At 62.6% G+C, this 21,619-nt stretch carries 24 protein-coding genes and 1 pseudogene; 16 read left to right on the top strand and 9 right to left on the bottom strand.

Features of this window, described 5'->3' with window-relative positions; genetic code table 11:
• Positions 1-49 precede the first annotated feature (49 nt).
• The 3 genes from LRP30_RS41685 to LRP30_RS41675 form a co-directional block, all read right to left on the bottom strand.
• On the bottom strand, positions 50-724 hold the full coding sequence (locus LRP30_RS41685; RefSeq protein WP_249758598.1) for a peroxiredoxin-like family protein: 675 nt from the start codon (positions 722-724) through the stop codon (positions 50-52).
• A gap of 150 nt (positions 725-874) precedes the next feature.
• On the bottom strand, positions 875-1,192 hold the full coding sequence (locus LRP30_RS41680) for a hypothetical protein (RefSeq protein ID WP_249758597.1): 318 nt from the start codon (positions 1,190-1,192) through the stop codon (positions 875-877).
• Positions 1,193-1,550: 358 nt separating this feature from the next.
• Complete coding sequence (locus LRP30_RS41675) at positions 1,551-2,432, bottom strand: LysR family transcriptional regulator (RefSeq protein WP_249758596.1); 882 nt, start codon at positions 2,430-2,432, stop codon at positions 1,551-1,553.
• Positions 2,433-2,526: 94 nt separating this feature from the next.
• On the opposite strand from LRP30_RS41675, the gene LRP30_RS41670 reads away from it, so the two are divergent.
• From LRP30_RS41670 to LRP30_RS41660, 3 genes are read left to right on the top strand one after another with little or no spacing between them, the layout of a single operon-like run.
• Positions 2,527-2,757 carry a hypothetical protein gene (locus LRP30_RS41670; RefSeq protein ID WP_085402241.1) on the top strand — a complete coding sequence of 77 codons (231 nt, stop codon included), beginning with the start codon at positions 2,527-2,529 and terminating at the stop codon, positions 2,755-2,757.
• A gap of 44 nt (positions 2,758-2,801) precedes the next feature.
• Positions 2,802-2,945, top strand: a complete 144-nt coding sequence (locus LRP30_RS41665) for a hypothetical protein (RefSeq protein WP_249758595.1) — start codon at positions 2,802-2,804, stop codon at positions 2,943-2,945.
• A 57-nt stretch (positions 2,946-3,002) separates the two neighbouring features.
• Complete coding sequence (locus LRP30_RS41660; RefSeq protein ID WP_249758594.1) at positions 3,003-4,178, top strand: patatin-like phospholipase family protein; 1,176 nt, start codon at positions 3,003-3,005, stop codon at positions 4,176-4,178.
• Positions 4,179-4,181: 3 nt separating this feature from the next.
• On the opposite strand, the gene LRP30_RS41655 is transcribed toward LRP30_RS41660, so the two are convergent.
• Genes LRP30_RS41655 through LRP30_RS41640 form a run of 4 tightly spaced genes read right to left on the bottom strand, consistent with a single transcriptional unit; the run spans position 4,182 to position 7,554 of the window.
• The gene (locus LRP30_RS41655; protein ID WP_249758593.1) at positions 4,182-4,583 is read right to left on the bottom strand and encodes a hypothetical protein; all 402 of its coding nucleotides are present in this window, start codon (positions 4,581-4,583) and stop codon (positions 4,182-4,184) included.
• Complete coding sequence (locus LRP30_RS41650; RefSeq protein ID WP_249758592.1) at positions 4,580-5,503, bottom strand: alpha/beta fold hydrolase; 924 nt, start codon at positions 5,501-5,503, stop codon at positions 4,580-4,582. The genes LRP30_RS41655 and LRP30_RS41650 overlap by 4 nt, the downstream gene beginning before the upstream one ends.
• An 11-nt stretch (positions 5,504-5,514) precedes the next feature.
• Positions 5,515-6,342 carry a hypothetical protein gene (locus tag LRP30_RS41645; protein WP_249758591.1) on the bottom strand — a complete coding sequence of 276 codons (828 nt, stop codon included), beginning with the start codon at positions 6,340-6,342 and terminating at the stop codon, positions 5,515-5,517.
• A 21-nt stretch (positions 6,343-6,363) separates the two neighbouring features.
• Entirely contained in the window at positions 6,364-7,554 is a 1,191-nt protein-coding gene (locus LRP30_RS41640; RefSeq protein ID WP_249758590.1) for an acetyl-CoA C-acyltransferase, read from the bottom strand.
• Between the two features lie 344 nt (positions 7,555-7,898).
• Between LRP30_RS41640 and LRP30_RS41635 the strand changes: the two genes are divergently transcribed.
• The 10 genes from LRP30_RS41635 (at position 7,899) to LRP30_RS41590 (ending at position 18,304) form a co-directional block, all read left to right on the top strand.
• Complete coding sequence (locus tag LRP30_RS41635; RefSeq protein ID WP_249758589.1) at positions 7,899-10,748, top strand: winged helix-turn-helix domain-containing protein; 2,850 nt, start codon at positions 7,899-7,901, stop codon at positions 10,746-10,748.
• A gap of 188 nt (positions 10,749-10,936) precedes the next feature.
• Entirely contained in the window at positions 10,937-11,320 is a 384-nt protein-coding gene (locus tag LRP30_RS41630; RefSeq protein ID WP_249758588.1) for a nuclear transport factor 2 family protein, read from the top strand.
• A gap of 230 nt (positions 11,321-11,550) precedes the next feature.
• Positions 11,551-12,495 carry a carboxymuconolactone decarboxylase family protein gene (locus LRP30_RS41625; protein WP_249758587.1) on the top strand — a complete coding sequence of 315 codons (945 nt, stop codon included), beginning with the start codon at positions 11,551-11,553 and terminating at the stop codon, positions 12,493-12,495.
• A gap of 89 nt (positions 12,496-12,584) precedes the next feature.
• Positions 12,585-13,103 carry a DUF417 family protein gene (locus LRP30_RS41620; RefSeq protein WP_249758586.1) on the top strand — a complete coding sequence of 173 codons (519 nt, stop codon included), beginning with the start codon at positions 12,585-12,587 and terminating at the stop codon, positions 13,101-13,103.
• 81 nt (positions 13,104-13,184) lie between these two features.
• Positions 13,185-13,760, top strand: coding sequence for a carboxymuconolactone decarboxylase family protein (locus tag LRP30_RS41615; protein ID WP_249758585.1), 576 nt, complete (start codon positions 13,185-13,187; stop codon positions 13,758-13,760).
• 64 nt (positions 13,761-13,824) lie between these two features.
• Positions 13,825-14,529: a glutathione S-transferase N-terminal domain-containing protein gene (locus LRP30_RS41610; RefSeq protein WP_249758584.1), complete on the top strand. Its 705-nt coding sequence runs from the start codon at positions 13,825-13,827 to the stop codon at positions 14,527-14,529.
• A 35-nt stretch (positions 14,530-14,564) separates the two neighbouring features.
• Positions 14,565-15,389 carry an alpha/beta hydrolase gene (locus tag LRP30_RS41605; RefSeq protein WP_249758583.1) on the top strand — a complete coding sequence of 275 codons (825 nt, stop codon included), beginning with the start codon at positions 14,565-14,567 and terminating at the stop codon, positions 15,387-15,389.
• Positions 15,390-15,490: 101 nt separating this feature from the next.
• The gene (locus tag LRP30_RS41600) at positions 15,491-16,345 is read left to right on the top strand and encodes a D-2-hydroxyacid dehydrogenase family protein (protein ID WP_346016198.1); all 855 of its coding nucleotides are present in this window, start codon (positions 15,491-15,493) and stop codon (positions 16,343-16,345) included.
• Between the two features lie 46 nt (positions 16,346-16,391).
• Entirely contained in the window at positions 16,392-17,537 is a 1,146-nt protein-coding gene (locus tag LRP30_RS41595; protein ID WP_249758582.1) for an SDR family oxidoreductase, read from the top strand.
• Between the two features lie 17 nt (positions 17,538-17,554).
• Complete coding sequence (locus LRP30_RS41590; RefSeq protein WP_249761949.1) at positions 17,555-18,304, top strand: glucose 1-dehydrogenase; 750 nt, start codon at positions 17,555-17,557, stop codon at positions 18,302-18,304.
• A gap of 148 nt (positions 18,305-18,452) precedes the next feature.
• On the opposite strand, the pseudogene LRP30_RS41585 reads toward LRP30_RS41590, so the two are convergent.
• Positions 18,453-18,612, bottom strand: a pseudogene (locus LRP30_RS41585) (DNA ligase); the annotation flags it as partial.
• Positions 18,613-18,646: 34 nt separating this feature from the next.
• Positions 18,647-19,582, bottom strand: coding sequence for a GlxA family transcriptional regulator (locus LRP30_RS41580; RefSeq protein ID WP_249758581.1), 936 nt, complete (start codon positions 19,580-19,582; stop codon positions 18,647-18,649).
• 77 nt (positions 19,583-19,659) lie between these two features.
• Between LRP30_RS41580 and LRP30_RS41575 the strand changes: the two genes are divergently transcribed.
• The 3 genes from LRP30_RS41575 to LRP30_RS41565 all read left to right on the top strand — a co-directional run bounded on the left by LRP30_RS41575 (position 19,660) and on the right by LRP30_RS41565 (position 21,600).
• Positions 19,660-20,358, top strand: a complete 699-nt coding sequence (locus tag LRP30_RS41575; RefSeq protein ID WP_249758580.1) for a DJ-1/PfpI family protein — start codon at positions 19,660-19,662, stop codon at positions 20,356-20,358.
• 148 nt (positions 20,359-20,506) lie between these two features.
• Complete coding sequence (locus LRP30_RS41570) at positions 20,507-21,184, top strand: HD domain-containing protein (protein ID WP_249758579.1); 678 nt, start codon at positions 20,507-20,509, stop codon at positions 21,182-21,184.
• Positions 21,185-21,216: 32 nt separating this feature from the next.
• Positions 21,217-21,600, top strand: coding sequence for a DUF6616 family protein (locus tag LRP30_RS41565; RefSeq protein WP_249758578.1), 384 nt, complete (start codon positions 21,217-21,219; stop codon positions 21,598-21,600).
• The last annotated feature ends 19 nt before the right edge of the window (positions 21,601-21,619 follow it).

Raw genomic sequence — 21,619 nt, 5'->3', positions numbered from 1 at the left:
GAGACAGCGGCCGGTGGTCATTGCGCCCCACCGGCCGCCTCATGTGCCGTCACGCCTTGACGGCCGCCGCCCGCTGGAGAACCGGGATCATGTCTTCAGGCTCCGGCCGGCGGGTGTAGTCGGGGTTCACTTCGGAATAGAGGATGACGCCGTCCTGTCCGATGACGTAGCGGGCCGGCATCGGCAGCGTCCAACTCGGGTCGTCGTTGAACGTCGGCAGATCGTTCTTGAGCTGCTTGTAGAGTTCGACCAGATAGTCGGGCAGGTTGAAGCGCAGGCCGAAAGCGGCGCCGACCTTGCCCTTCGCGTCCGACAGGATCGGGAAGGACAGCTTGTTCTGACGCACCGACTTGCGGCTGTTCGGAGCGGTCTGGGGCGAGATCGCGACCAGCGAGGCCCCGTACTTGTCGAACTCCGGCTTGACGGACTCGAGCGCCTGCAGCTCCATGTTGCAGTACGGGCACCAGACGCCGCGGTAGAAGCTGAGCAACAGCGGTCCGCGCGTCAGCAGGTCGGCGGAACTGACGACGTTGCCCTCCGGATCCTTGAGCGAGAAGGTCGGAGCGAGGTCGCCCGCCTTCTTGGCGCGCTTGGCCGCGCCGGATTCGATCAGTTCTGCGGTGGCGCGGTGCATCGTCTCGATGACGGGACGAGGAACGCTGTAGGGCGGCTTTCCGGCCTCGAAATCGGCCTTGAAAGCATCGAGCTTGGCTTGAAGCGACATGTCGGTCTCCTTTGGCGTCTGCGTGGAGGACGGCGGTGCCGCCCGGTTCGTGGAAGTCACGTGCAGAAAGCTAAAGGAGGCCGCCGTTCGAGGTAGCGGGCACGTCCGACTAAAGCCTATTCCGCCTGGGAATGACCGCCGCGCAGCGGGTCAACATCCCTTGCAGATGATCAGCTTACGGTCCAATTCCTGGTCGAACTGCTGTTGCTGCTGCTCCCATGCCGAGACCGCTTCGTGCTGGGGAACGTCGGCCGGGTGAGGTTGCCGATGACCGACCGGAGCGAGCCAGGGCATGCGCGAGGTCAACAGGATCGGGGTGCGAGCTGCTGCCGCGCTCGTCGACACATCGGGGAAGACGGCGATGGCATCTTGCCGGTCGGCTGCGTTTGCCGGTGAGAGCAAGGCGGAAAGGACAACAGCGACGGCCGCTGCGCGTGCTGAGCGATTCAGGATCGAGGTGCGGGACATGGTGACACTCCTTTTGGGGAGGGCTCAGGATGAGCAACTCCATGGATGTCACCGTACTCATTCGTCTGAGACGTTGAATGCCGTTCTGGCGCGAAAAAATGCTCATTCGTCTCACGTATTTGCGCTCGCTACGCGGTCGTTGGGGGATGCGATCGTCGGATGTGGGGCGCACGAGGCTCACATCCGGCCTCGTCGGAGAAAGCGATCGAATGGAGCATTTTCGGAGCTCGCGAGACGAAGGCTCGATTGAGCAAATTCCATCCTCGGGGCCTCGTCTGCGCCGACGAGAGCCATCATGCGACCCACGACGTCGAACGCAGCGCGCCACGCATCCAGCCGACTTCGACAGTCCCGGAAGTTAAGGGTTGAACGAACGCTCGAAGAACCCGACGAACGCTCGCGCCTTGGCCGTTGCCGCACGGCCGCTCGGTAGGACTGCCCACAGATCGAGCGGCGGGAGGCTCCATTCAGACAGGGCCGTACGGACGGCGCCCGATCGCAGTTCGGGGCTGAACATCCATTCCGACGCGATGGTCAGGCCCGCATCGGCGAGCACGGCGGCTCTCACGCCCTCCGCGGCGCTCACCCGCAACCTGCTTTGAACGCTAACGGCCAATTCCGTACTCTCGCGCCTGAACGACCAGACGCTGCCTTCTCCCTGCAGATAGACGACGGCCTGGTGCTTGCTCAGCTCGCCCGGCGTCGACGGCGTGCCCGCCCGATCGAAGTAGGCGGGCGTCGCGAGCACAAGCCGCTTGCACCTTGCGACGCGGCGAGCGGTCAGGGTCGAATCCATCATCTTCCCCATCCGGAGCGCCACATCGATACCCTCCTGGACCAGGTCGATTTGACGGTCGTCCAGGATCACCTCGAGATCCAGCTCCGGATGCTGAGCCATGAACTGCGGCAACATCGGAATGAGATGGATCCGGGCGAACGTCACGGCGGCGCAAACACGCAGGCGTCCTTTGAGGCCTGCTCCAGCTCCGCGCGCAGCGAGCTCAGCCTCAGCCGCTTCCTCGAGAGCCCGTCTGGCGCGCTCGAGATAACCGAGCCCTGCTTCGGTCGGCGTGAGCCCGCGGGTCGACCGGGTCAGCAGCTTGACGCCGAGATAGTCCTCGAGCTGAGCGACCGACTTGGATACGGCCGGCTGCCCAACGCGGAGCTGTCGGGCCGCTCCGGAAAAGGAGCCCGTTTCGACCACCCGCACGAACGTTTCCATCGAAGCCAGACGATCCATCTTGCTTATTCTCCGCAGGAATGAGCGATATCGCTTCGCCCTATCTGCCATGCCTCGGAAGAATTGGCCACTCTCCACGCAAAGGAGAGACGCAATGAGCACGAATGAATTCCAGAGCGCCAGCTTCCGGACCGCAGGTGCGGTCTGGATCCGCTCCATCCGGGCGAAGGCGGTCGCAAGCGAGACGGTTCAGATCATCAGCGCGACGGCGAGGGATGCGCTGTTCGCCTATGCGATGACGGGCAGCGCGCTGGCCAGCCTAGCCATTGTCGTCGCCCCGCATCTCGACATGCTGCTTCGCTGCGCCGCCCATGGCCGCGGCTAAGAGCATGCCGCTAACCATCACCTACCGAGGAAGAGGAGAGTACGATGTCGCGGTTGTTGATTTCCGTGTTGGCGATTGCGCTGACGTCCACCCGGGCCGTGGCGTCGCTGCACTCTGGCGAAACGATACTGTCGGAAGCGAAGGTCAAAGCAAACGTACAATCCGGTAGCGGCCTGCACAGCGATTGACAGCAAGCCGGAACCGTCTTGAATCGGCGAAGAGTTCCTTGAAAGCAGGAGGTCCGCATGAACCGACCGATCGAACGTCTTGTGACCAAAGATGGTTCGCAGCGCCGCCGGTCGGACCGCGGCGACCTCCCGGGTCAGATCGTCCTGGTACTGCAGGGCGGCGGCGCTCTTGGGTCGTACCAGGCTGGCGTCTATCAGGCGCTGCAGGAGGCCGGGATCGAACCGGACTGGATCATCGGCACTTCGATCGGCGCCATCAACGCAAGTCTGATCGCTGGAAACGAGCCGCAGCGCCGGTTAGCGCGATTACGCGAGTTCTGGAGTCGCGTGCAGCGCGCCCCGGAATGGGGCTTTGAGGGCGCTTTCCCTGCATTGGACGGACGCTGGTCGTACTGGAGCACGTTGACCCAGGGCATTTCCGGCTTTTTCACGCCAAACCTGCTTGCCCACGTCGGGGATGCTTTTCCCTTGGGCGCCGATCGGGCCGGCTACTACTCGACGGCACCGCTCGAACACACCCTTGCCGAGATGGTGAACTTCGACCTGGTCAATCAGGGAAGGCCGCGCCTGTCGGTTGGCGCAGCGCATGTGCGAACCAGCCAGATGCGCTATTTCGATAGCCGCGATGGCAGAATCGACGTCAGGCATATCATGGCTTCGGCAGCTCTTCCGCCCGCGTTTCCGCCGGTGCGCATCGACGGCGAACTCTACTGGGACGGCGGCATCCTTTCCAATACGCCCACCGAGGCGGTGTTCGACGACAATCCGCGAAGGGACTCGGTGATCTTCTCGGTCCATCTGTGGAATCCGATTGGGCCCGAGCCAACGACGATGGCCGATGTTCTCAACCGGCACAAGGACGTCCAGTATTCGAGCCGGATCGCGAGCCAGATCGCGCGCCACCAGCAGACGCACCGATTACGTCATGTGATCAACGAGCTCGCATCGAAGCTACCCGAAAGTGAGCACAGCAATCCGGAGGTCAGGGAATTGCTGGGCTATGGCTGCCAGACCCGCATGCATGTGGTCCAACTGCTCGCGCCGCAGTTGAACCATGACGATCACACCAAGGACATCGATTTCAGCCAGGCCGGAATCCGGCGGCGTTGGGAAGCAGGCTACGCGCACACCAACGCGGTGCTCGCGCGCAAGCCTTGGGAGGCCCACTTCGACCCATTGTCGGGTGTCATCCTTCACGAAGCCAAGGATTTGATGGCGCTCGCCGCCGAATGAGTGTCACGCGTCCGCGGCCACGCTCAACTGGTATAGCCGACCCGTGGCATCTAGATCCTCCACCCGCCATGCGCCGCCGACGCCGGCGATCATCCACCTGAGCAGCGCCCAAAGATCGGCGTCGATCTCCGGATCGTTCAACGGCTCCAACGCGTCGGGCAGGGCGTAGACCTCGATCCCGTCGGGAAACGGTTCTCCGCTGCGGCCGATGAAGACGAGCGTGTAGACCATTCCCGAGGGCGCCCGCACGTAGCCGGGACGTGATAAGGCGCTCGCGTCCAGAGAAAACTGCTTGACAAAGAATTCGCGGAATTCCGGGTAATGTCCGACGCGGTCTTCGGCGAGCACAAACGCTCTCCTCTTGCCTTCGAGTGTCGGATTTTCGACGACGTGGATCGTTGTCATGACTGCCTTCCCTCGATGCGGTCCAGGAAACCGTTGATCTTGCCGGCGATCTCCTCGCCGGAGTCCTCCTGCAGAAAGTGCCGGCCCGTCACCAGCTCGGGTCCTTCGGCATGCGGCAAGAGCTCTTTGAAGCGCGTCGCGAACGTCTCGTGGTCGAAGACCTCGTCTTCCCGGCCCCAGACCAGCAGCGTCGGGAGTTTCGACTTCCTCAGTTCGCGCTCGAGCCACTCGAAGCGGGCCAGGCCGCGTGCGCTTTCGTCGAGCGGGATCCAGCGCGGCCAGGTCCATGTGAGTAGGCGCGATGCGGGATCTGGCAGGATGCTCTCATAGACGCTCTGGGCCTCCGCCCTGAACTTCTTGCGGTCGACCACGGAAAGATACATTCCGCGACCTGCAAGCGCATTGTGACGTCCGAGAAGATAGGGGCCGACGAGGGGCGCGTGCATCATGCGCCAAGGAAAAATCCGCTTGTGGAAGTCGGCCGGAGGCAGCGGCCAGGCCCAGGTGCTCATGATGACCAGAGCGCGGACCCGGTCCGGATTGGATAGAGCGAACCCGAGGCCAGTGGGGCCGCCCCAATCGTGACAGACGATGGTCGCGTTGCGCACGTCGAGCTGTCGCAGGAGGCCGGTTAGATTGGCGATGTGGCCGTCGAGCGTGTGGGCCTGTTCGCGGACGGGCTTCTCGGACAGCCCGAAGCCGACCATGTCCGGAACGATCACGCGCCTTCCTGCCTCGGTTAGCGGCTGGATAAATTTCCGGTACAGAAAGCCCCAGGCCGGGTTGCCATGCAGGAGAACGACCGGGTCGCCGGTGCCCTCGTCGACGTAGTGCATGCGCCAGCCGTTGACTCGCTTGAATCTCGGATCGTACGGCCATTGGCCGTGCTCGAACCTATGCGTTGCTCCCGATGCTTCCATTATTTTCCTCCCTAGCCAAAGAAGATCACAGCCTGGCCGTTGAGACCTGGCAATGTAACCACCGGTCCCAAGGATTCGCCGGTCGTGAAATCGAACGCGACGACCTCGTCCTGGGCGACGCAGTACAGCTTCCCGTCCGGTCCGAAGCGTAGCCCGCGCGGCTTCCTGAATCCGACCCGGCGATCCGGAGTCAGGACGCGAACGAGACGGCCGTCGGATCGGTCGTATTCGCGGATGGTCGTCACCGCGTCCGGAGCACCGAAGGGATGTTCGCTGCTGACGAGCACGTTTCCGTTCGGCGCGATCGTGAGATCCAACGGACTGAGGTCCGCATCCTGGACATTCCAGGAAGGCTTGACCGCTCGCTCCGGATCGAAGGCCAGAATGGTGTTGTCGCCTTCGCCGCCCGGGCCGATGCCGGACGCGAGAAAGAGGGTGCCATCCGGGCCGAAGACAAATCCGCGTGTGAACGGTACCACGGAGGATGGAAGCACGGCTTCTGCAGCTCCATCGAGGGTGGGCGCAAAGGCCATGATCGTCCGCGCGGCTCGCATTCCTACATGGTACCGGCCGTCGGGGCCGAAATTACCGCCACCTGGGTTCAGCCAAGGTATCACGCCGGTCTCGCGCACCACACGCCCATTGTCGTCGAGCGCCAGAATGCGGTCCGAGCCGCTGTTCACGAAGAGGAGTGATCCGTCGCTGCCGAGTCCGCGCGGGTCGACGATCCGGACGTCGTCACTGAAGGGGCCGAGCGCCTCGCCGTCCGCATCGAACGCCAGGAGCTTGCCGTACCCCGAGCCATTCGCGCCCGATGCGCTCGTTACAAGAAGGACCATCGAAGGCTCCTGTGGTTGTTCTCAAGCGATCATCTCGAGGGCGAGAGCGATTCCTTGCCCGCCGCCGATGCACATCGTGACGACGCCCTTCTTGAGGTCGTCTCGACGCATCGAATGGAGCAGCCGGGTCGTCAGCACGGCGCCGGTAGCACCGATCGGATGTCCGTGCGCGATGGCGCCACCCTCCACGTTCACGATCTCGGGCGGCAGCTTGAGCTCCTGCATGACCGCGAGCGCTATTGCGGCGAATGCTTCGTTGATCTCGATGCGCTCGACATCCTGATTGGTCCAGCCGGCGCGTGCCAGCGCCTGTCTGACGGCAGGGATCGGGCCGAGCCCGAACATACCCGGCTCGACGGCCGCGATGCCGTACGACACCAGCCGGGCAACCGGCGCCAGACCGCGTTTGTCGGCCCAATCCTCGCTCGCCAGCACCATCGCCGCAGCGGCCGTGTTCAGGCCGGGGGCATTGCCGGCGGTGATCGTGCCGCCCTCGCGGAAAGCCGGCTTCAGCTTGGTCAGCGTCTCGATCGTCGTGTCCGGACGGTTATGCTCGTCGGTCCGGAACGTGCTCGCTCCCTTTCGCGCGCGAACTTCGACGGGCACGATCTCGCCCTCGAATTTGCCGGCACTCTGCGCGGCGGAAAAGCGGGTGTGCGAACGCAGGGCCCATTCGTCCTGCGCTGCCCGGCTGATCTGAAACTTCGTGACCAGGTCTTCCGTGTGCCAGCCCGAGTGCGCGTCCGAGAAGGCATCGTTGAGCCCGTCGCGCAGCACGCTGTCGTAGAGGGTCCCGTCGCCCATGCGGTGACCCCATCGGCCGCGCGTGACGAGGTAGGGGGCGGCGTCCATGTTCTCCATACCGCCGGCGACGGCCGCATCGACAGAACCTGTCAGGATTTCGTGCGCCGCGGAGACGATGGCCTGCGCACCCGAACCGCAGACGCGATTGACCGTCATCGCAGGTACTTGGACGGGAAGCCCCCCGTGAATCGCGGCCTGGCGCGCGGGATTCATCTTGTTGCCGGCCTGCACCGCGTTTCCCATGACCACAGTGCCGATCTCGTCGGGTCGCAGCCTGGACTGCTGGAGAGCGGCATTGATGGCCGCTGCAGCCAACTCGACGGCCGGAATATCCTTCAAGGTCCCGCCGAACGTCCCGATGGCCGTTCGAACAGGCTCAGCGATCACTACCGAGTGCTTCGATGCCATGAAAAAATCCTCCGCCGAGTTGACGCGCAGGGAACGCGTGCCGACAAAATTGCGGTGCCGGCTACGATCTCGGCAGTGCGCTTGTCGCAATAATGCTTATTCCCGCGTGGCATATATGGACCAACGGCTATTTGGTCTGCTAACCCAAGCCGCCCGTCGACCGTCGAATTTGGGCTATCAACGTATGGACTAATTGTTTACGCTGGATTTTCTAGCCGTGACGGGCGCCGGTGGTCGACTGCCCCCTGAGGCATCGCGCGGTAGACTAGGGCGGATCTGGCACGGGTACTTGCTGTCCCGAAAGAGAGAGCCGCGATGTCGAGCCACGACCGCGGAATGCGTGTATGAACCGTCGTCACGATGGCCGGCCCGGTGACGTGCTTTGCTTTGGGCCGTTCAGTCTGTTCGTGGCGGCCAGGCTGCTGAAGAGGGCCGATGAGACGATACCGCTTGGCGGACGCGCTCTCGACGTTCTGATCGCGCTGGCGGAGCGGGCCGGCGAGACCGTCAGCTACGATGAGTTGATATCGACTGCGTGGCCGAGCGTGACGGTGGATGAATCCAATCTCCGCGTTCAGATTGCATCCCTGCGGAAGGCACTCGGCGGGGAGGATGGGGGTCGTTACATATCGAACGTTGCCGGTCGCGGTTATTGTTTCGTGGCGCCCGTGTCGCGTTCGACGGAGCGGCTGCCTATTGCGGAAAGCGAGCGGCCCAGAAAGCTACCGCCCCCATTGGGGCGGATGGTCGGTCGAGATGACGTCGTGCGAGCCGTATCGGAGCAGCTCCTGACAGCGCGGTTCGTCAGCATCGTCGGCCCCGGCGGCATAGGCAAGACGACGGTAGCCGTTTCGGTGGCGCACGCATTGTTGGGGGGCTTCAGTGGTGCCGTTTCCTTTGTCGATCTGAGCGCGCTGACGAATCCGCAACTCGTTCCAACGGCAGTCGCGTCGGCACTTGGTTTCATTCTTCAGTCCCCCGATCCGTTCGGCAGCCTTGTGTCTTTTCTCGGTGACAAGAAGATCCTTCTTGTTCTCGACAACTGCGAACATGTGATTGAATCGACGGCGGTGCTGGCCGAGCGGGTCGTCAGCGAGGCGCCACAAGTACATATCCTTGCGACCAGCCGCGAAGCGCTACGCGTCGAAGGTGAGCGCGTCCATCTGCTCTATTCGCTCGACTGCCCGCCTGATCAGGTCGGTCTGACCGCCGCAGAAGTGCTGAAATTCCCTGCTGCGCAGCTTTTTATGGAGCGGGCGGCCGCCGGCGGCTACAGCGTAGCGTTGGGCGATGAAGAGGCGCCGATCGTCGCCAACATCTGCAGACGGCTCGATGGGATCGCGTTGGCTATCGAGCTCGCCGCAAGCCACGCCGGCCCTCTTGGTATTCGCGGAATTGCGGAACTTCTCGACAATCGCTTCAGCCTCCTCTGGCACGGACGCCGAACCGCGCTGCCCCGGCACCAAACTCTGCACGCGATGCTCGACTGGAGCTACAACCTCCTTCCCGAACACGAAAGGGCTATTCTGCGTCGACTATCGGTGTTCGTGGGGGATTTCACGTTTGAGGCAGCCAGCGCCATTGCCTACGCTGCGGAGCCGGACGAGGAGGGCTCTACGGGGGCCTTCGAGAACCTGCTTGCGAAATCGCTTATCTCCACGACGCCGGTACACGGGCCGACGTATTACCGGCTGCTCGACACGACGCGCGCCTATGCCAAGGCAAAACTAGCCGGGCGAGGCGAGCTGGATCATGTCGCCCGCCGGCATGCGAATTTCTTTTCCGACTTTCTCCGGGATGACGAGCTCGTTCAGTCGAGGTTCGGGGAGTGGGATCTTTCCGGCTATGCCTCGCATATTGGCAACGTGCGGGCGGCGCTCGAATGGGCGTTCTCAGACGACGGTGACGTTTCGATCGGTGTGGAGCTCGCTGCCTGGGCGGCTCCCCTGTTTGTTGGACTGTCCTTGCTTGAAGAGTGCGCTCGGTGGTGCGAGCGGGCGCTTGCGTGTCTTGAGGACGCTGCGCGAGGCACAAGACAGGAGATGATTCTGCAGGAAGCTCTGGCGTTGTCCGCAATGTACACCAGCGGAAACTCGGAACAGGTTCGTGCCGCGATCGAGCGTGGTCTCGCGATCGAGGAGACATTCGGTGACCGGCGCCACAAGTTGCAGCTTCTTTACGGTCTGTATCGGCTTCTCATGAGGCTGGGGGATTTCCGTGGCGCGCTCGATACCGTGCGGAAGGCCGCAGCTTTTGCGGAGGATACGCAGGATCAGGCGGGTCTGGTGGTGGCCGATTTCATGCTTGGTGCCTGTTACCACTTCATGGGCGACCAATCGGCAGCTCAATTCCACGACGAGCGCGGCATGACCCGCGCGGCCAACACCGGCACGGTCATCCCTAACTTCTTCGGGTTCGACTATCGGATCTACGCCCCGATCAGTCTCGCGCGGACCCTATGGTTGCGCGGTTTTGCCGACCAGGCGCGCCAGCTCGCAAAGACCGCCATCGATGGAGCCGCACATGACAACCCGCTTTCGATGTGCGTCGCGCTTGCCTACGGTTCGGCGGTCTTTGTCTGGAGCGGAGATTTCGACATGGCAGCCGAGTACGCCGAGCGGCTCGTCAAATATTCGGACCGATATTCGATGGAACCGTACCGCGCCGCCGGAGATGGGCTTAAGGGTACGATTGCTATCGCGCGCGATGACTTGGTTGCCGGCGTTGACTTGCTGCGAAGTGCGATAGGCACTTTGTCGGCGGGAAGGCTGAACCACCAGCTAACGCCCTTTGCGGGAGCACTGGCCGAGGGCCTGCACATGATCGGCCACGTGGAGGAGGCCCTGATCACGGTCGACGGGGCGATCTCTCGCGCCCACGATTGCGGATCGACCTTCGATTTGCCGGAACTCTTGCGGGTCAAAGCCCAGATTCTTGCGGCGATCCCGCGGTATGGCTCTGGGGCCGCCATAAATTGCCTATCCGAGGCCATCCAAGTCGGACGCAAGCAGTCTGCGCTCGCCCTGGAGCTCAGATCGACGATGAGCCTGGCGCGCTTGTTGGCCGAAGAAGGACAGCGCGATCAGGCCCGTCGTGAACTCGGTCTCGTTCTGAATCGTTTCACGGAAGGATTCCAAACCAGAGATCTCAAGTTGGCGCGCGCTCTCCTGGACGATTTGCTGACGTCATCGTAGGTCAGATCACTCCGTTCGGAGATGCCGCCATCCGGACGCGTCCGAAGCGGTGATGCCGGCGAAGCGCCGAGCGCGACAACCATCGTACCTGCCGATTTAATAAATTTTTACATCATACAATGATCCGGCGGTCGGAAGATGATGCACCCTCTTGAGGTGGCGTAAATTCGTGATGGCGGTCCTTCCGCATGCCAAATCCAGGTTCTTCGACCAGCGGTCCGATTAGCCTTCCACCCCTCATAGCGGCTTTCGTAGAAGCCACGAACGGCTTCGACCTGGAGCGGATGATGGCTACCTTTGCTGACGACGCGCTCGTCAACGATCAGCTGCGTGACTATTGGGGCAAGGCGGCCATCAGGCGTTGGGCAGAGCGGGACCTCATCGGCGAAGAGCTGACGATCGCAGTCACGAAGGTCTTGAAGCACCATGACAACTTTGTCGTGACCGCCAACGTCGATGGAAATTTCGATATGCGTGGTTTGCCGGACCCGCTGATTCTGGCCTTTTATTTCACGATCGATCGTGACCTCATCGCCCAGTTGATCATCTTGCGCAATCGTCAGGATATTTGACGTATCGTTAGGCGCATCTTCCGCGCCCTTGATCCACTACCCCGGGCGCGTCTTCAGCCCGTCCGATTCACAAAATATTAGAACGTTTAACTGGCCTCCGAGGAGGAGCTGCGTGACGCTAGGACCTGCAACAGCGTTATCGGGCCTACCTGCGGGAGAACGCACATGTGCGAGACCAGAAGCCGGGTCGGTGCCGCGGTAGCCAGTCGAACATTCGGCAGCGGTGAGCCGTGTCTGGCCTGGAGTATGACCCGGCCTGGCCGCGCACGGGACGGTCTCGGAATTGGCCTGTTCATCGCCGGCAGGCGCTCGGGATGCTGGGGTCACCGCATCGACATCGTTTCCACGCCCTGCTCCGGTTCTCGTTTTTCCGTTTTCGTCGCGCGTTTCGATGCGATGGCACCATATTCCAGACCGGAATGAACCATATCGCCAGCCCGCATCTGCCGCAGCGCAGGGGAATGGGTGAGGGTCCGATCCTAGGGTTCACATGCAGAAGGAGAGCGAAAATGATCAACGGCTTCACGCTTCACGACACGAACACGGCGCCGGCAGCGTCCGGCGAAATGCTGAACGGGATCCAGAAAAGCTGGGGCTTCGTGCCCAACTTGCATCGCATTCTCGCGCAGAGCCCGGCGGCGCTCGAGGCTTACAGCACCCTCTGGGGGATCGCCGAAAAGACGAGTTTCACCCCGCAGGAACGCAACATCGTCTATCTCGCCATCATCTATGAGAACGAGTGCACTTATTGCATGGCCGGCCACACAAATCTGTCGCGCATGGCGAAGGTGGAGCCGGAAGCGATTTCCGCCGTCCGCGAAGGACGTCCGATCGCCGACGCGAAGCTCGAGGCACTGCGCCAGTTCGCGGCCAAGGTCACGCGTCAGCGCGGCGTCGTGAGCCAGGCCGAGGTCGCCGCCTTCAAGGCCGCGGGCTACGACAATCAGGCGGTGCTAGACGTGCTGGTGCTCGCCGCCACCAAGCTGATCTCCAACTACACCAATCATCTCGCCGAGACCCCGAACGACTCGTTCATGAAGGGGGCCGAGTGGAATCCTCCCGGCAAACTGAAGCCCGCGGCCTCACCACGCTGCGATGAGCCGCCCTCGCGTGAAGGCGGGAGCGGCCTCTTCTTCGACACCGAAATCGACTTCGCGATTTCCGCGGTCGTGTGATGCGGCTGCGCAACCGCGCTCGACACAACTCGACACAAGGAGTGGCGACAATGAATGCAATTCTAAACGCGGCAATGAGTCCGCTTACCATGATCATGCGGCGGTCCGGCCTGCTTACCGAGGACCTCGACTACCATCTGGTGCGCGCGTCGATGGTGATCATGTTTCTCTTCTTCGGTTACCAGAAGTGGTGGCCGTATGAGGCCGAGCGGCTCGTGCCGTTCATCAGCAACGGCCCGTTGATCTTTTGGCTCTATCCGGTTTTCGGCCATCAGGGCGCGAGCTGGTTTCTCGGCGTCAGCGAATGGACATTCGGTACGCTGCTGTTCGCGGGCTTCTGGGACAAACGCCTCGGTGCTCTTGGCGCCCTGGGGTCGACCGGCACCTTCATCGCCACCGTCACGATCATCCCCTTCATGCCCGAGGGGTGGGATCCCGCGGCTGGATTTCCGGCGATGACTGGCAACGTGCCGTTCCTGATGAAGGATGTGGTTCTGCTGGCGGTTTCCTTCTACCTGCTGCGACAGGACGTGGTGCGTGTCGCCCGGCATGAGCCAGCGCGGCGTCGCGTGAAAGGCATGGAATTCGTCCATTCCGCACGGGAATGAAAGATATTGCTCTGACCTGGCTGCCCTTTGGGCTCGCGGACCCGCATTTTTGTCGCCGTCACATCGTAAAGGAGACGAGGGATGATCAACGGTTTCACACTTCACGACGCGTCCTCGGCGCCGACGGACTCGACGGAGATCCTCGATAGCGTTCAGAAGTCCTGGGGCCAGGTTCCGAATCTCCACCGCGTACTGGCGGAGAGTCCCGCCGCCCTGGAAGCTTACGCGACCCTGTGGAGCATCGCGGAGAAGACGGGCTTCACGCCGCAGGAGCGCAACGTCGCCTATATCGCGATCATCTACGAAAACGAGTGCACGTACTGCATGGCCGGCCACACGAACCTGTCGCGCATGGCGAAGGTCGAGCCCGAGGCCATCGCGGCTGTACGTGAAGGACGGCCGATCGCCGATCCCAAGCTCGAGGCCTTGCGTCAGTTCGCGGCCAAGGTGACGCGAAGCCGCGGAGTCCTCAGCGAAGCGGACGTGTCTGCATTCAAGGCGGCGGGCTACGACACCCGCGCGATGCTGGACGTGCTCGTCCTCGCCGCGACCAAGCTCATCTCGAACTACACAAACCACCTGGCGCAGACACCGCTCGACCCTTTCATGAAGGGAGCCGAGTGGAACGCGCCGGGCAAGCTGAGACCCGCCGCTTGACGCGCGAAGGCCGCCGTTCGCCTCTGCGTGGCGGCCTCGCGCTTAGCGCACAGAGAGATCGCAGATGATCGAGCTCTACTACTGGCCTACTCCGAACGGCCACAAGGTTACGATGTTCCTGGAAGAGGCCGGGCTGGATTATGCGATCCATCCGGTCGACATCAGTGGCGGCGATCAATTCAAGCCCGAGTTTCTGGCGATCTCGCCGAATAACCGCATGCCGGCGATCATCGACACCGCGCCGGCCGACGGCGGCGAGGCGATCAGCGTATTCGAGTCGGGCGCCATTCTGCTGTACCTGGCCGAGAAGTCCGGTCGCTTCATTCCCAAGGATGTGCGTGGCCGCAAGACCGCGGCGGAGTGGTTGTTCTGGCAGGTCGGTGGGCTCGGACCGATGGCCGGTCAGAACCACCATTTCGGCGTCTACGCCCCGACCAAGATCCCGTACGCGATCGACCGCTACGTCAACGAGACGAACCGGCTCTACGGCGTGCTCGACCGGCACCTGGAAAACCGCGCCTTCATTGGCGGCGACAGCTACAGCATCGCAGACATGGCTTCGTATCCCTGGGTCGTTCCCTGGAAGCGTCAGCAACAGAATCTGGAGGACTTCCCCAACCTCCGCCGCTGGTTCGACTCGGTGCGCAGCCGCCCCGGCACGCAGCGGGCCTACGCCAAAGGCGAGCCGTACTCGAGCCGCCCGGCCGTCACGGAGGAGGGGAAGAAGATCCTGTTCGGACAAACCGCGACCAGGGCGTCGGCGGCGTGACGGTTCAGGGAGAAACACGTGGAGAGGATAGTGCGATGACGAGACGCGAAACCGTCGATGTAGGCGGTGTTCCGATCAGCTATCTGACGGCCGGCAAAGGCGGGCCTTTGGTTCTCCTGCTTCATGGTACCTATTGGAGCCGCGTCTGGCAGCCGGTGCTCGACGACATCGCCGCTGCGGGTCTCCGCCCGGTGGCGGTGGATTTTTCCGGCTTCGGTCGCTCCGGAGGGGAACTCACGGTTGCCGAGGCTTCAGTGCCGCGTCTCTCGGCCTGGCTCGTCCGTTTCCTCCAGGCGCTCGGACACAAGGACCCGGTCATGGTGGCCGGTCACGACATCGGCGGCGGCGTCGCGCAGCACTTGATGCTCGCGAAGGCGGTGGAGGTACCGCGCGTCGCGGTCGTGAACGGAACCATGTACGACTCTTGGCCGGTACCCGGCGTCGCCCGCTTCCGGGATCCGGCGGTCGCTGCGGTCACCACGCGCGACGACATTCTGGCCGCGCGTCGCGTATCCGTCGTGAAGGCGCTTGGACGCCCGGCAAGCGAGGCCGAGATTGCGGAATATCTCGACCCGTGGACGGACCCGCGGGTCGCCCGATCCTGGCTGGCGCTCGCAGGCGCTGCCGACCATCGCTACACTATGGAGATGCTGCCGGCATTGCTGCAGTCCAAGACCCCGAAGCTCCTCGTCTGGGGCGAAGACGACGGCTTCCAGACGGTCGACTACGCCGAACGCTACGCACGCGAGATTCCGCAAACGCGGCTCGTCCGGATCAAGTCGGCCGGCCACATTCCGATGGAGAACGACCCTAAGGCGGTAGCTGGAGCTCTGTGCGAGTTCTTCGTCGCCGAACGCTGAGGGAGGGCTGCAATGAAGGTTGCTATCCTCGACGACTACCAGAACGTGGCGCTGCGGCTCGCGGACTGGTCTAGCGTCCGCCAGCGCACGCCGAGATCACCGTGTTCAACGACCACTTGACTGACCCCTCGGCCGTTATCGAACGGTTGCGGCCGTTCGATGTGGTTTGCGCCATGCGGGAGCGCACTCCGCTTCCTAGGGAGATTCTGCAGCAGCTACCGAACCTGAAGCTGATTGCTTCGACCGGGCCGCGAAACGCGTCCATCGACAGCCAGGCCGCGACCGATCTCGGCATCGCGGTCACCGCGACGGGCTACGATTCTACCCCGACCATCGAGTTCACCTGGTCGCTGATCATGGCGAACATGCGGGGCATCGACCGGGAGGCGGCGTCGCTCAAGGCGGGCGGCTGGCAGATCGGGCTCGGCTCGAACCTGCGAGGCAAGACGCTCGCGGTCGTCGGGTTAGGAAACATAGGAAAAGAAATCGCGCGGATCGGTCTTGCCTTTGGCATGAAGGTGATCGCCTGGAGCCAAAACCTCACGGAGGAGAAAGCCAGCGCCGCCGGTGCCACCCTCGTGGACAAGCCGACGCTGTTCCGCGAAGCGGACATCGTGACAGTCCATCTCGTCCTGAGCCATCGTACCAAGGGGTTGATTGGGGCGCCCGAACTCGCCCTGATGAAGCCGACGGCAAGGCTCATCAACACGTCGCGTGGTCCGATAGTGGACGAAGCAGCTCTGATCGAAGCGCTGCAGGCGCATCGGATTGCCGGCGCGGCGGTCGACGTATTCGGCGTGGAGCCACTGCCTTCGGATCATCCGTTCCGGAAGCTGCAGAACCTCCTGGCGACTCCTCACATCGGCTACGTGACCGAAGATCTCTATCGGACTTTCTACGGCGATGCCGCCGACAACATCGCGAAATGGCTCGAGGCCAGCGCATCGGCTGCGTGACCGTCCTCACGCGTGACAAACATCCACAACAACCAGGATTGAAATCATGAATACGACCAATCAAAGCAAGATCGCTCCGCAGAAGGTCCTGATCACAGGCGCAAGCGGCCTGCTGGGCGTCGCGGCCATCGAGAGGTTTCTTGACGCGGGATGGGACGTGGTAGGCGTCTCACGCCGCAAGCCCGAACTGCCGAGCGGCCGCGACATCGACTTCCTGTCCGTCGATCTGCGGGATCGGGAAAAGGCCCGCGCCGCATTCGAGCCGCTGACCGACGTCACGCACATCGCCTACACGGCCCTGCACGAAAAGCCCGAGCTGGTCGCCGGATGGTCGAGCAAGGACCAGATCGATACCAACAACACGATGCTGCGCAACGTCGTGGAGCCGATTGTCCGCAGCGCGACGAATTTCCAGCACATCAGCGTCCTGCAGGGGACCAAGGTCTACGGCGTGCACTTGCATCCGATCCCGATCCCCGCCCGCGAGCGTGATGCCCGCAAGGATCACCCGAACTTCTTCTTCGATCAGGAAGCCTATGTGGGTGAGATGGGGGCCAAGCACGGTTTCAACTATACGGCTCTGCGTCCGCAACTCGTCACCGGTCCCACCCCAGGGGCGCTGAACGTGCTCCCCGCCATCGGAGCCTACGCGGCAATCCGTCGCGAGAAGGGTGAGCCGTTCGGCTTCCCGGGCGGCCCGTCGTTTGTCTGGGAAGCGGCCGATGCAGATCTCGTCGGGGACGTGGCGGTCTGGGCTGCGCAGTCGCCTCAGGCAGCGAACGAGGCTTTCAACATCACCAACGGCGACGTGTTCGAGTGGCGCAATGTGTGGCCGGGGATCGCCGAAACCCTCGGCGTCGAGGCCGGACCGGACACGCCGATGAGTGTGACGGCGTACCTCGCGGAACACGCCGACGTTTGGGGCAAGATCGTCGCGAAGTATGGTCTTCGCTCGCGGAGCCTGCGGGATCTGGTCGGTCAAGGGGACCAGCATGCCGACTTCGCTTTCGCCTATGGCGCCCCGGCGGGACCGAGGGCCTTCGTGAGCACTGTCAAGCTGCGCCAGGCCGGCTTCGCAAAGGTGGTCGACACGGAGGTGTCGTTCCGCAAGGCCCTGCAGTCTCTGATCGACAATAAGCTCTTGCCGCCGGCCCCGAAGCAGGCGGCTGCCCGGCTCTCAGTCGCATCCTGATTGGAAGGAAGGGAATGATGCCAAGACTGCAAGGTAAAGTGGCGCTCATAACAGGCGGCAGCAGTGGTCTCGGACTCGCGACGGCCCAGCGGTTTGCGAGGGAGGGGGCATTTGTCTACATCACAGGCCGCCGCCAGGACGAGCTCAAAATGGCGGTTGCCCTGATTGGAGAGCGCGCAGCGGCCGTTCGAGGGGACGTCCAGAACCTCCAGGATCTCGATCGGCTCTACGAGAGGATCCGGAGCGAGAAGGGAAGGATCGACATCCTGGTCGCAAACGCGGGCTTCATCGATCCGGAGCCGTTCGTCGAAGTGACGGAGAAAAATTTCGACCAGACCTTCGGCATCAATGTGCGCGGGCTTCTGTTCACGGTTCAGAAGGCGCTACCTCTCTTCCGCGATGGCGGAGCCATCGTCCTGATTTCTTCTATCGCCGCCTTCAAGGGCATTCCGGGCTACACCGCCTACAGCGCCACCAAGGCAAGCGTTCGTTCGTTTGTGCGAACGTGGACGGCCGAACTCAAGGACCGCGGCATCCGTGTCAACGCGATCAGTCCGGGCGCGATCGACACGCCCATCATCGACGCGCAGGCAACGACGAAGGAAGGCGCGGACGCGATCCGGGCGAGCTTCAGGGCTGCAACTCCGCTCGACCGGCTTGGCCGACCCGAGGAGATCGCTGCCGCCGCGCTGTTCCTGGCCTCCGACGAGAGCAGTTACGTCGCCGGCGCCGATCTCGTCGTCGATGGTGGATTGAGCGCGATTTGAGGGTAGCTCGGCGAAGCCGTCTGTGATCACGCAGGGACGGAAGTGCTTCTATGTCGCTCGGCGTGGGGTCCGAGCGCCCATCGGTATTCTAAGTACCTGATTGACCTCATGATGACGGGGTCAATGTTGGGCGCCTATTCACAATCCATCACAGATCCTCCCGTAGCCCACGGGTGGCGGACCTTTCCCTCGGCTGACTTCGCGCGATACTCGATTTCAGCGAGAAGCTTGGGTTCAACCCAGATGCCCTTGTGGCCGATGCGTTTGGCATAGGGCTGGGTCTTGCGGATGAGGGGTTTGAGCCGCTTACCCATTGGAGGCGGAACGTACGAATTCGCTGTCCTAGCCTCGAATGGCGCGCCTGATCGATTGAGGCGGCTGTCCGTAGATGCGGATGAAGGCGCGCCTCATGTTTTCCGCGTCACCGAAGCCGACCGCCTCCGCGATGCGTTCGACGGGTTCGGTGGTCGACTCGATGCGGCCTCGGGCCATATCGGCGCGGAGCCGTTCCACCACGCGCGCGGGCGTGGTGCCGGTCTGCGCCCGGAATGCGCGACTGAACTGGCGTCGGCTCATCCCGACTGCTTCCGCCAAATCTTCGAGGGTCAGCGCTTCGGCGATGTGATCGCGGGCGTAGCAGATGGCGGCGGAAATGCGGTTGTTCTTCGGTGCCAGATCGACCGAGGCCGCGAATTGCGATTGTCCGCCATGGCGACGATGATAGACGACAAGGTGCTGTGCGGCGCCCTTGGCGATGTCGAAACCATGGTCCTCTTCGATCAAGGCCAGCGCGAGATCGATGCCGGCCGTGATGCCCGCTGAAGTCCATATGTTTCCGTCCCGGCAGTAGATGCGATCCGCCTCGACCCGGATGGATGGATAGTCTTGCTGCAGGCGAGCCGCAAATCGCCAATGCGTCGTTGCCCGGCACCCGTCGAGCAGCCCGGCCGCCGCAAGCGTGAATGCGCCCGTGCAGACGCTCGCCACCCGCCGGCACCGGTTCGACGCGTCCACGATGCGGCTTAGCGCGCCGGCGGAAAGGCGTGGCTCGATTGGTCCGCCGATAACGACGAGCGTATCGAGCACGGCATCATTGAGAGATGCCGCAACGGTCGCCATGCCAAGGCTGTTGGTTACGGCACCCGCATCGTCCGCGAGGAGATGGATCCGATAGGCCGGACTTCCGAGCTCGAGATTTGCCGCTTCGAACGCGCCGGCCGGACCGGCGAGGTCGAGCATCTGAAACCCTGGGGAAACGTAAAAGCCAATCGTGCGCATGGCCGGATCATAGGGAAGTTTGACCTTCCGGCCTTATAGGCTCGGCTGTAAAGGTTGTCCATCAGGAGGGACAAGCGATGACCCAGCCAATCAACGTGGTGATACCCGCTTACGACGGCGTGACCCAACTCGACTTCACCGGTCCGCACCAGTTCCTCTCGCGCACGCCCGATCTGAACGTGCGGGTGGCTTCCTTGGACGGCGACCCGGTCACGGCGGACCGGCTTACCTTCTCAAACCTGGAAGATCTGACGGTCATCGAATCGTGCGACGTGCTCCTCGTGCCTGGCGGCGGTGGCTGCATCAACGCCATCGAGAACGATCGATTCATCAAAGAGATCGCCAGGCTCGGCGCGACCGCGCGTTACCTGACTTCGGTCTGCACGGGATCGCTTATTTTGGGCGCTGCCGGACTTATTGCCGGACGCCGCGCGGCCTGCCACTGGGCGTGGCGCGAATTTCTTCCGGTCTTCGGCGCCGTCATCGACGAGGGCCGCATCGTGAGGGACGGCAATATCCTGTCGGGCGGAGGCGTCACCGCCGGCATCGATTTCGTGCTGGCACTGATCGCGGAGCTGCGTGGATCACGCGCGGCCGAGATAGTTCAGCTCGGCCTGGAATATGCGCCTCAACCGCCCTTCAATTCCGGGCGCCCGGATACGGCGCCCGCAGAGGTATTGGAAGCCGTGAACGCGCGCACGGCGGCGGCCTTCGCCGAACGACGCGTGCGTATCGACGCCTGGGCCGCTGCCCATCGCGTGGGCCAGCATGCCTGAGGTTTTTCAGAACATGTGCGCCTGTCGGGCCTCTCGGGCTTCCGTAGACGCGTTTCTCTGCATGGTTGGTCCCCGGCTTCCGCCATGCAGACACCATTCCGCGAAGGCGGACAACCAAAGCCTTTTCTTACGATCAATGGAGTGAAACGTGAGCAAAAACGAAAAGCCCGATTTCAGCAAAGCACTGGCGGTCGGCCGAGAGCTGGATTTGAAGCTCCCCGACAGTCGGGTCGTTCGGGATGCTTATGCGGAGGCAGAAGCGGAAACATCACAGCCTTGGCTTTTCAACCACGTGATTCGCTCCTGGCTCTATGGCGCCAAGCTTGCCCAACGTCGTGGGCTCACTCCGGATACCGAACTGGTTGCGGTGTCGGTGATCCTGCACGACCTTGGTCTTGCCCGCGGTGGCGCTCCCGATCGTCGCTTTGAAGTTCTGGGAGCGGACCTCGGCCGTGCCTTTGCCCTTTCGCACAACATGGGGGAACGCCGTGCGGAGACAGTTTGGGACTCGATCGCGCTCCATGCCACCCCATCGATCGCGCAGCATAAGGGCCCCGACGTGGCTTGCTGTCAGATCGGCATCGCCTGCGACTACGGCGGACTCGGTTATAACGAGCTGAGCGACGACAACAAGAAAGCTATCTTGTCGACTTTTCCTCGGCATAGCATGAAGAACGAACTGACGACGTGCCTTTGCGGTATCGCCAAGAATCATCCGGATACGACAAGAGACAATTTCATTGCCGACTTCGGCTTGAAGTACGTCCCAGGATATATGCGCTTTTCTGCGGTTGACTTTCTACATCAGTCACCCTTTGCCGAATAAACGATCGACAACACTGCCAGCAAGGTCGCGTCATGCAACAGATCTTTATCGAGCTCTATAACTACCGTCCCGCCTGGGCCAAATGCCCGGAAAGCGAGAGAACCGATTTCGCGAAGAGAATAGTCGAAGCGGTCAGAGGTCTGGCGTCCGCCGGCGTCGACGTCGTTGCCTATGGCATGAACTCTCCCGGCACTGATCGCCGTGCTCCGTACGATTTCTTTTGCGTCTATCGTGTGCCCAACGTCGAGTTTCAGCGCGAATTTGAGCGGCAGATCGCCGCGTCGGGTTGGTACGATTACTTCGAGCAGGTGAATGTCAGCGGTGATGCGCAAGACTTTGAAGCCGTGTTGCTCGGCAATGCCGGGATGGCTCGACCGGCGTCGTCCATCGCAGCGGGGATATCGCAAATTCGTTAGGGCCAACAATCGCGGCCTT

Source organism: Bradyrhizobium sp. C-145, from assembly GCF_023375135.1.
In the GTDB taxonomy this organism is placed as follows: Bacteria; Pseudomonadota; Alphaproteobacteria; order Rhizobiales; family Xanthobacteraceae; genus Bradyrhizobium; species Bradyrhizobium zhanjiangense.
This window is presented reverse-complemented; position numbering and strand designations above follow the sequence as displayed.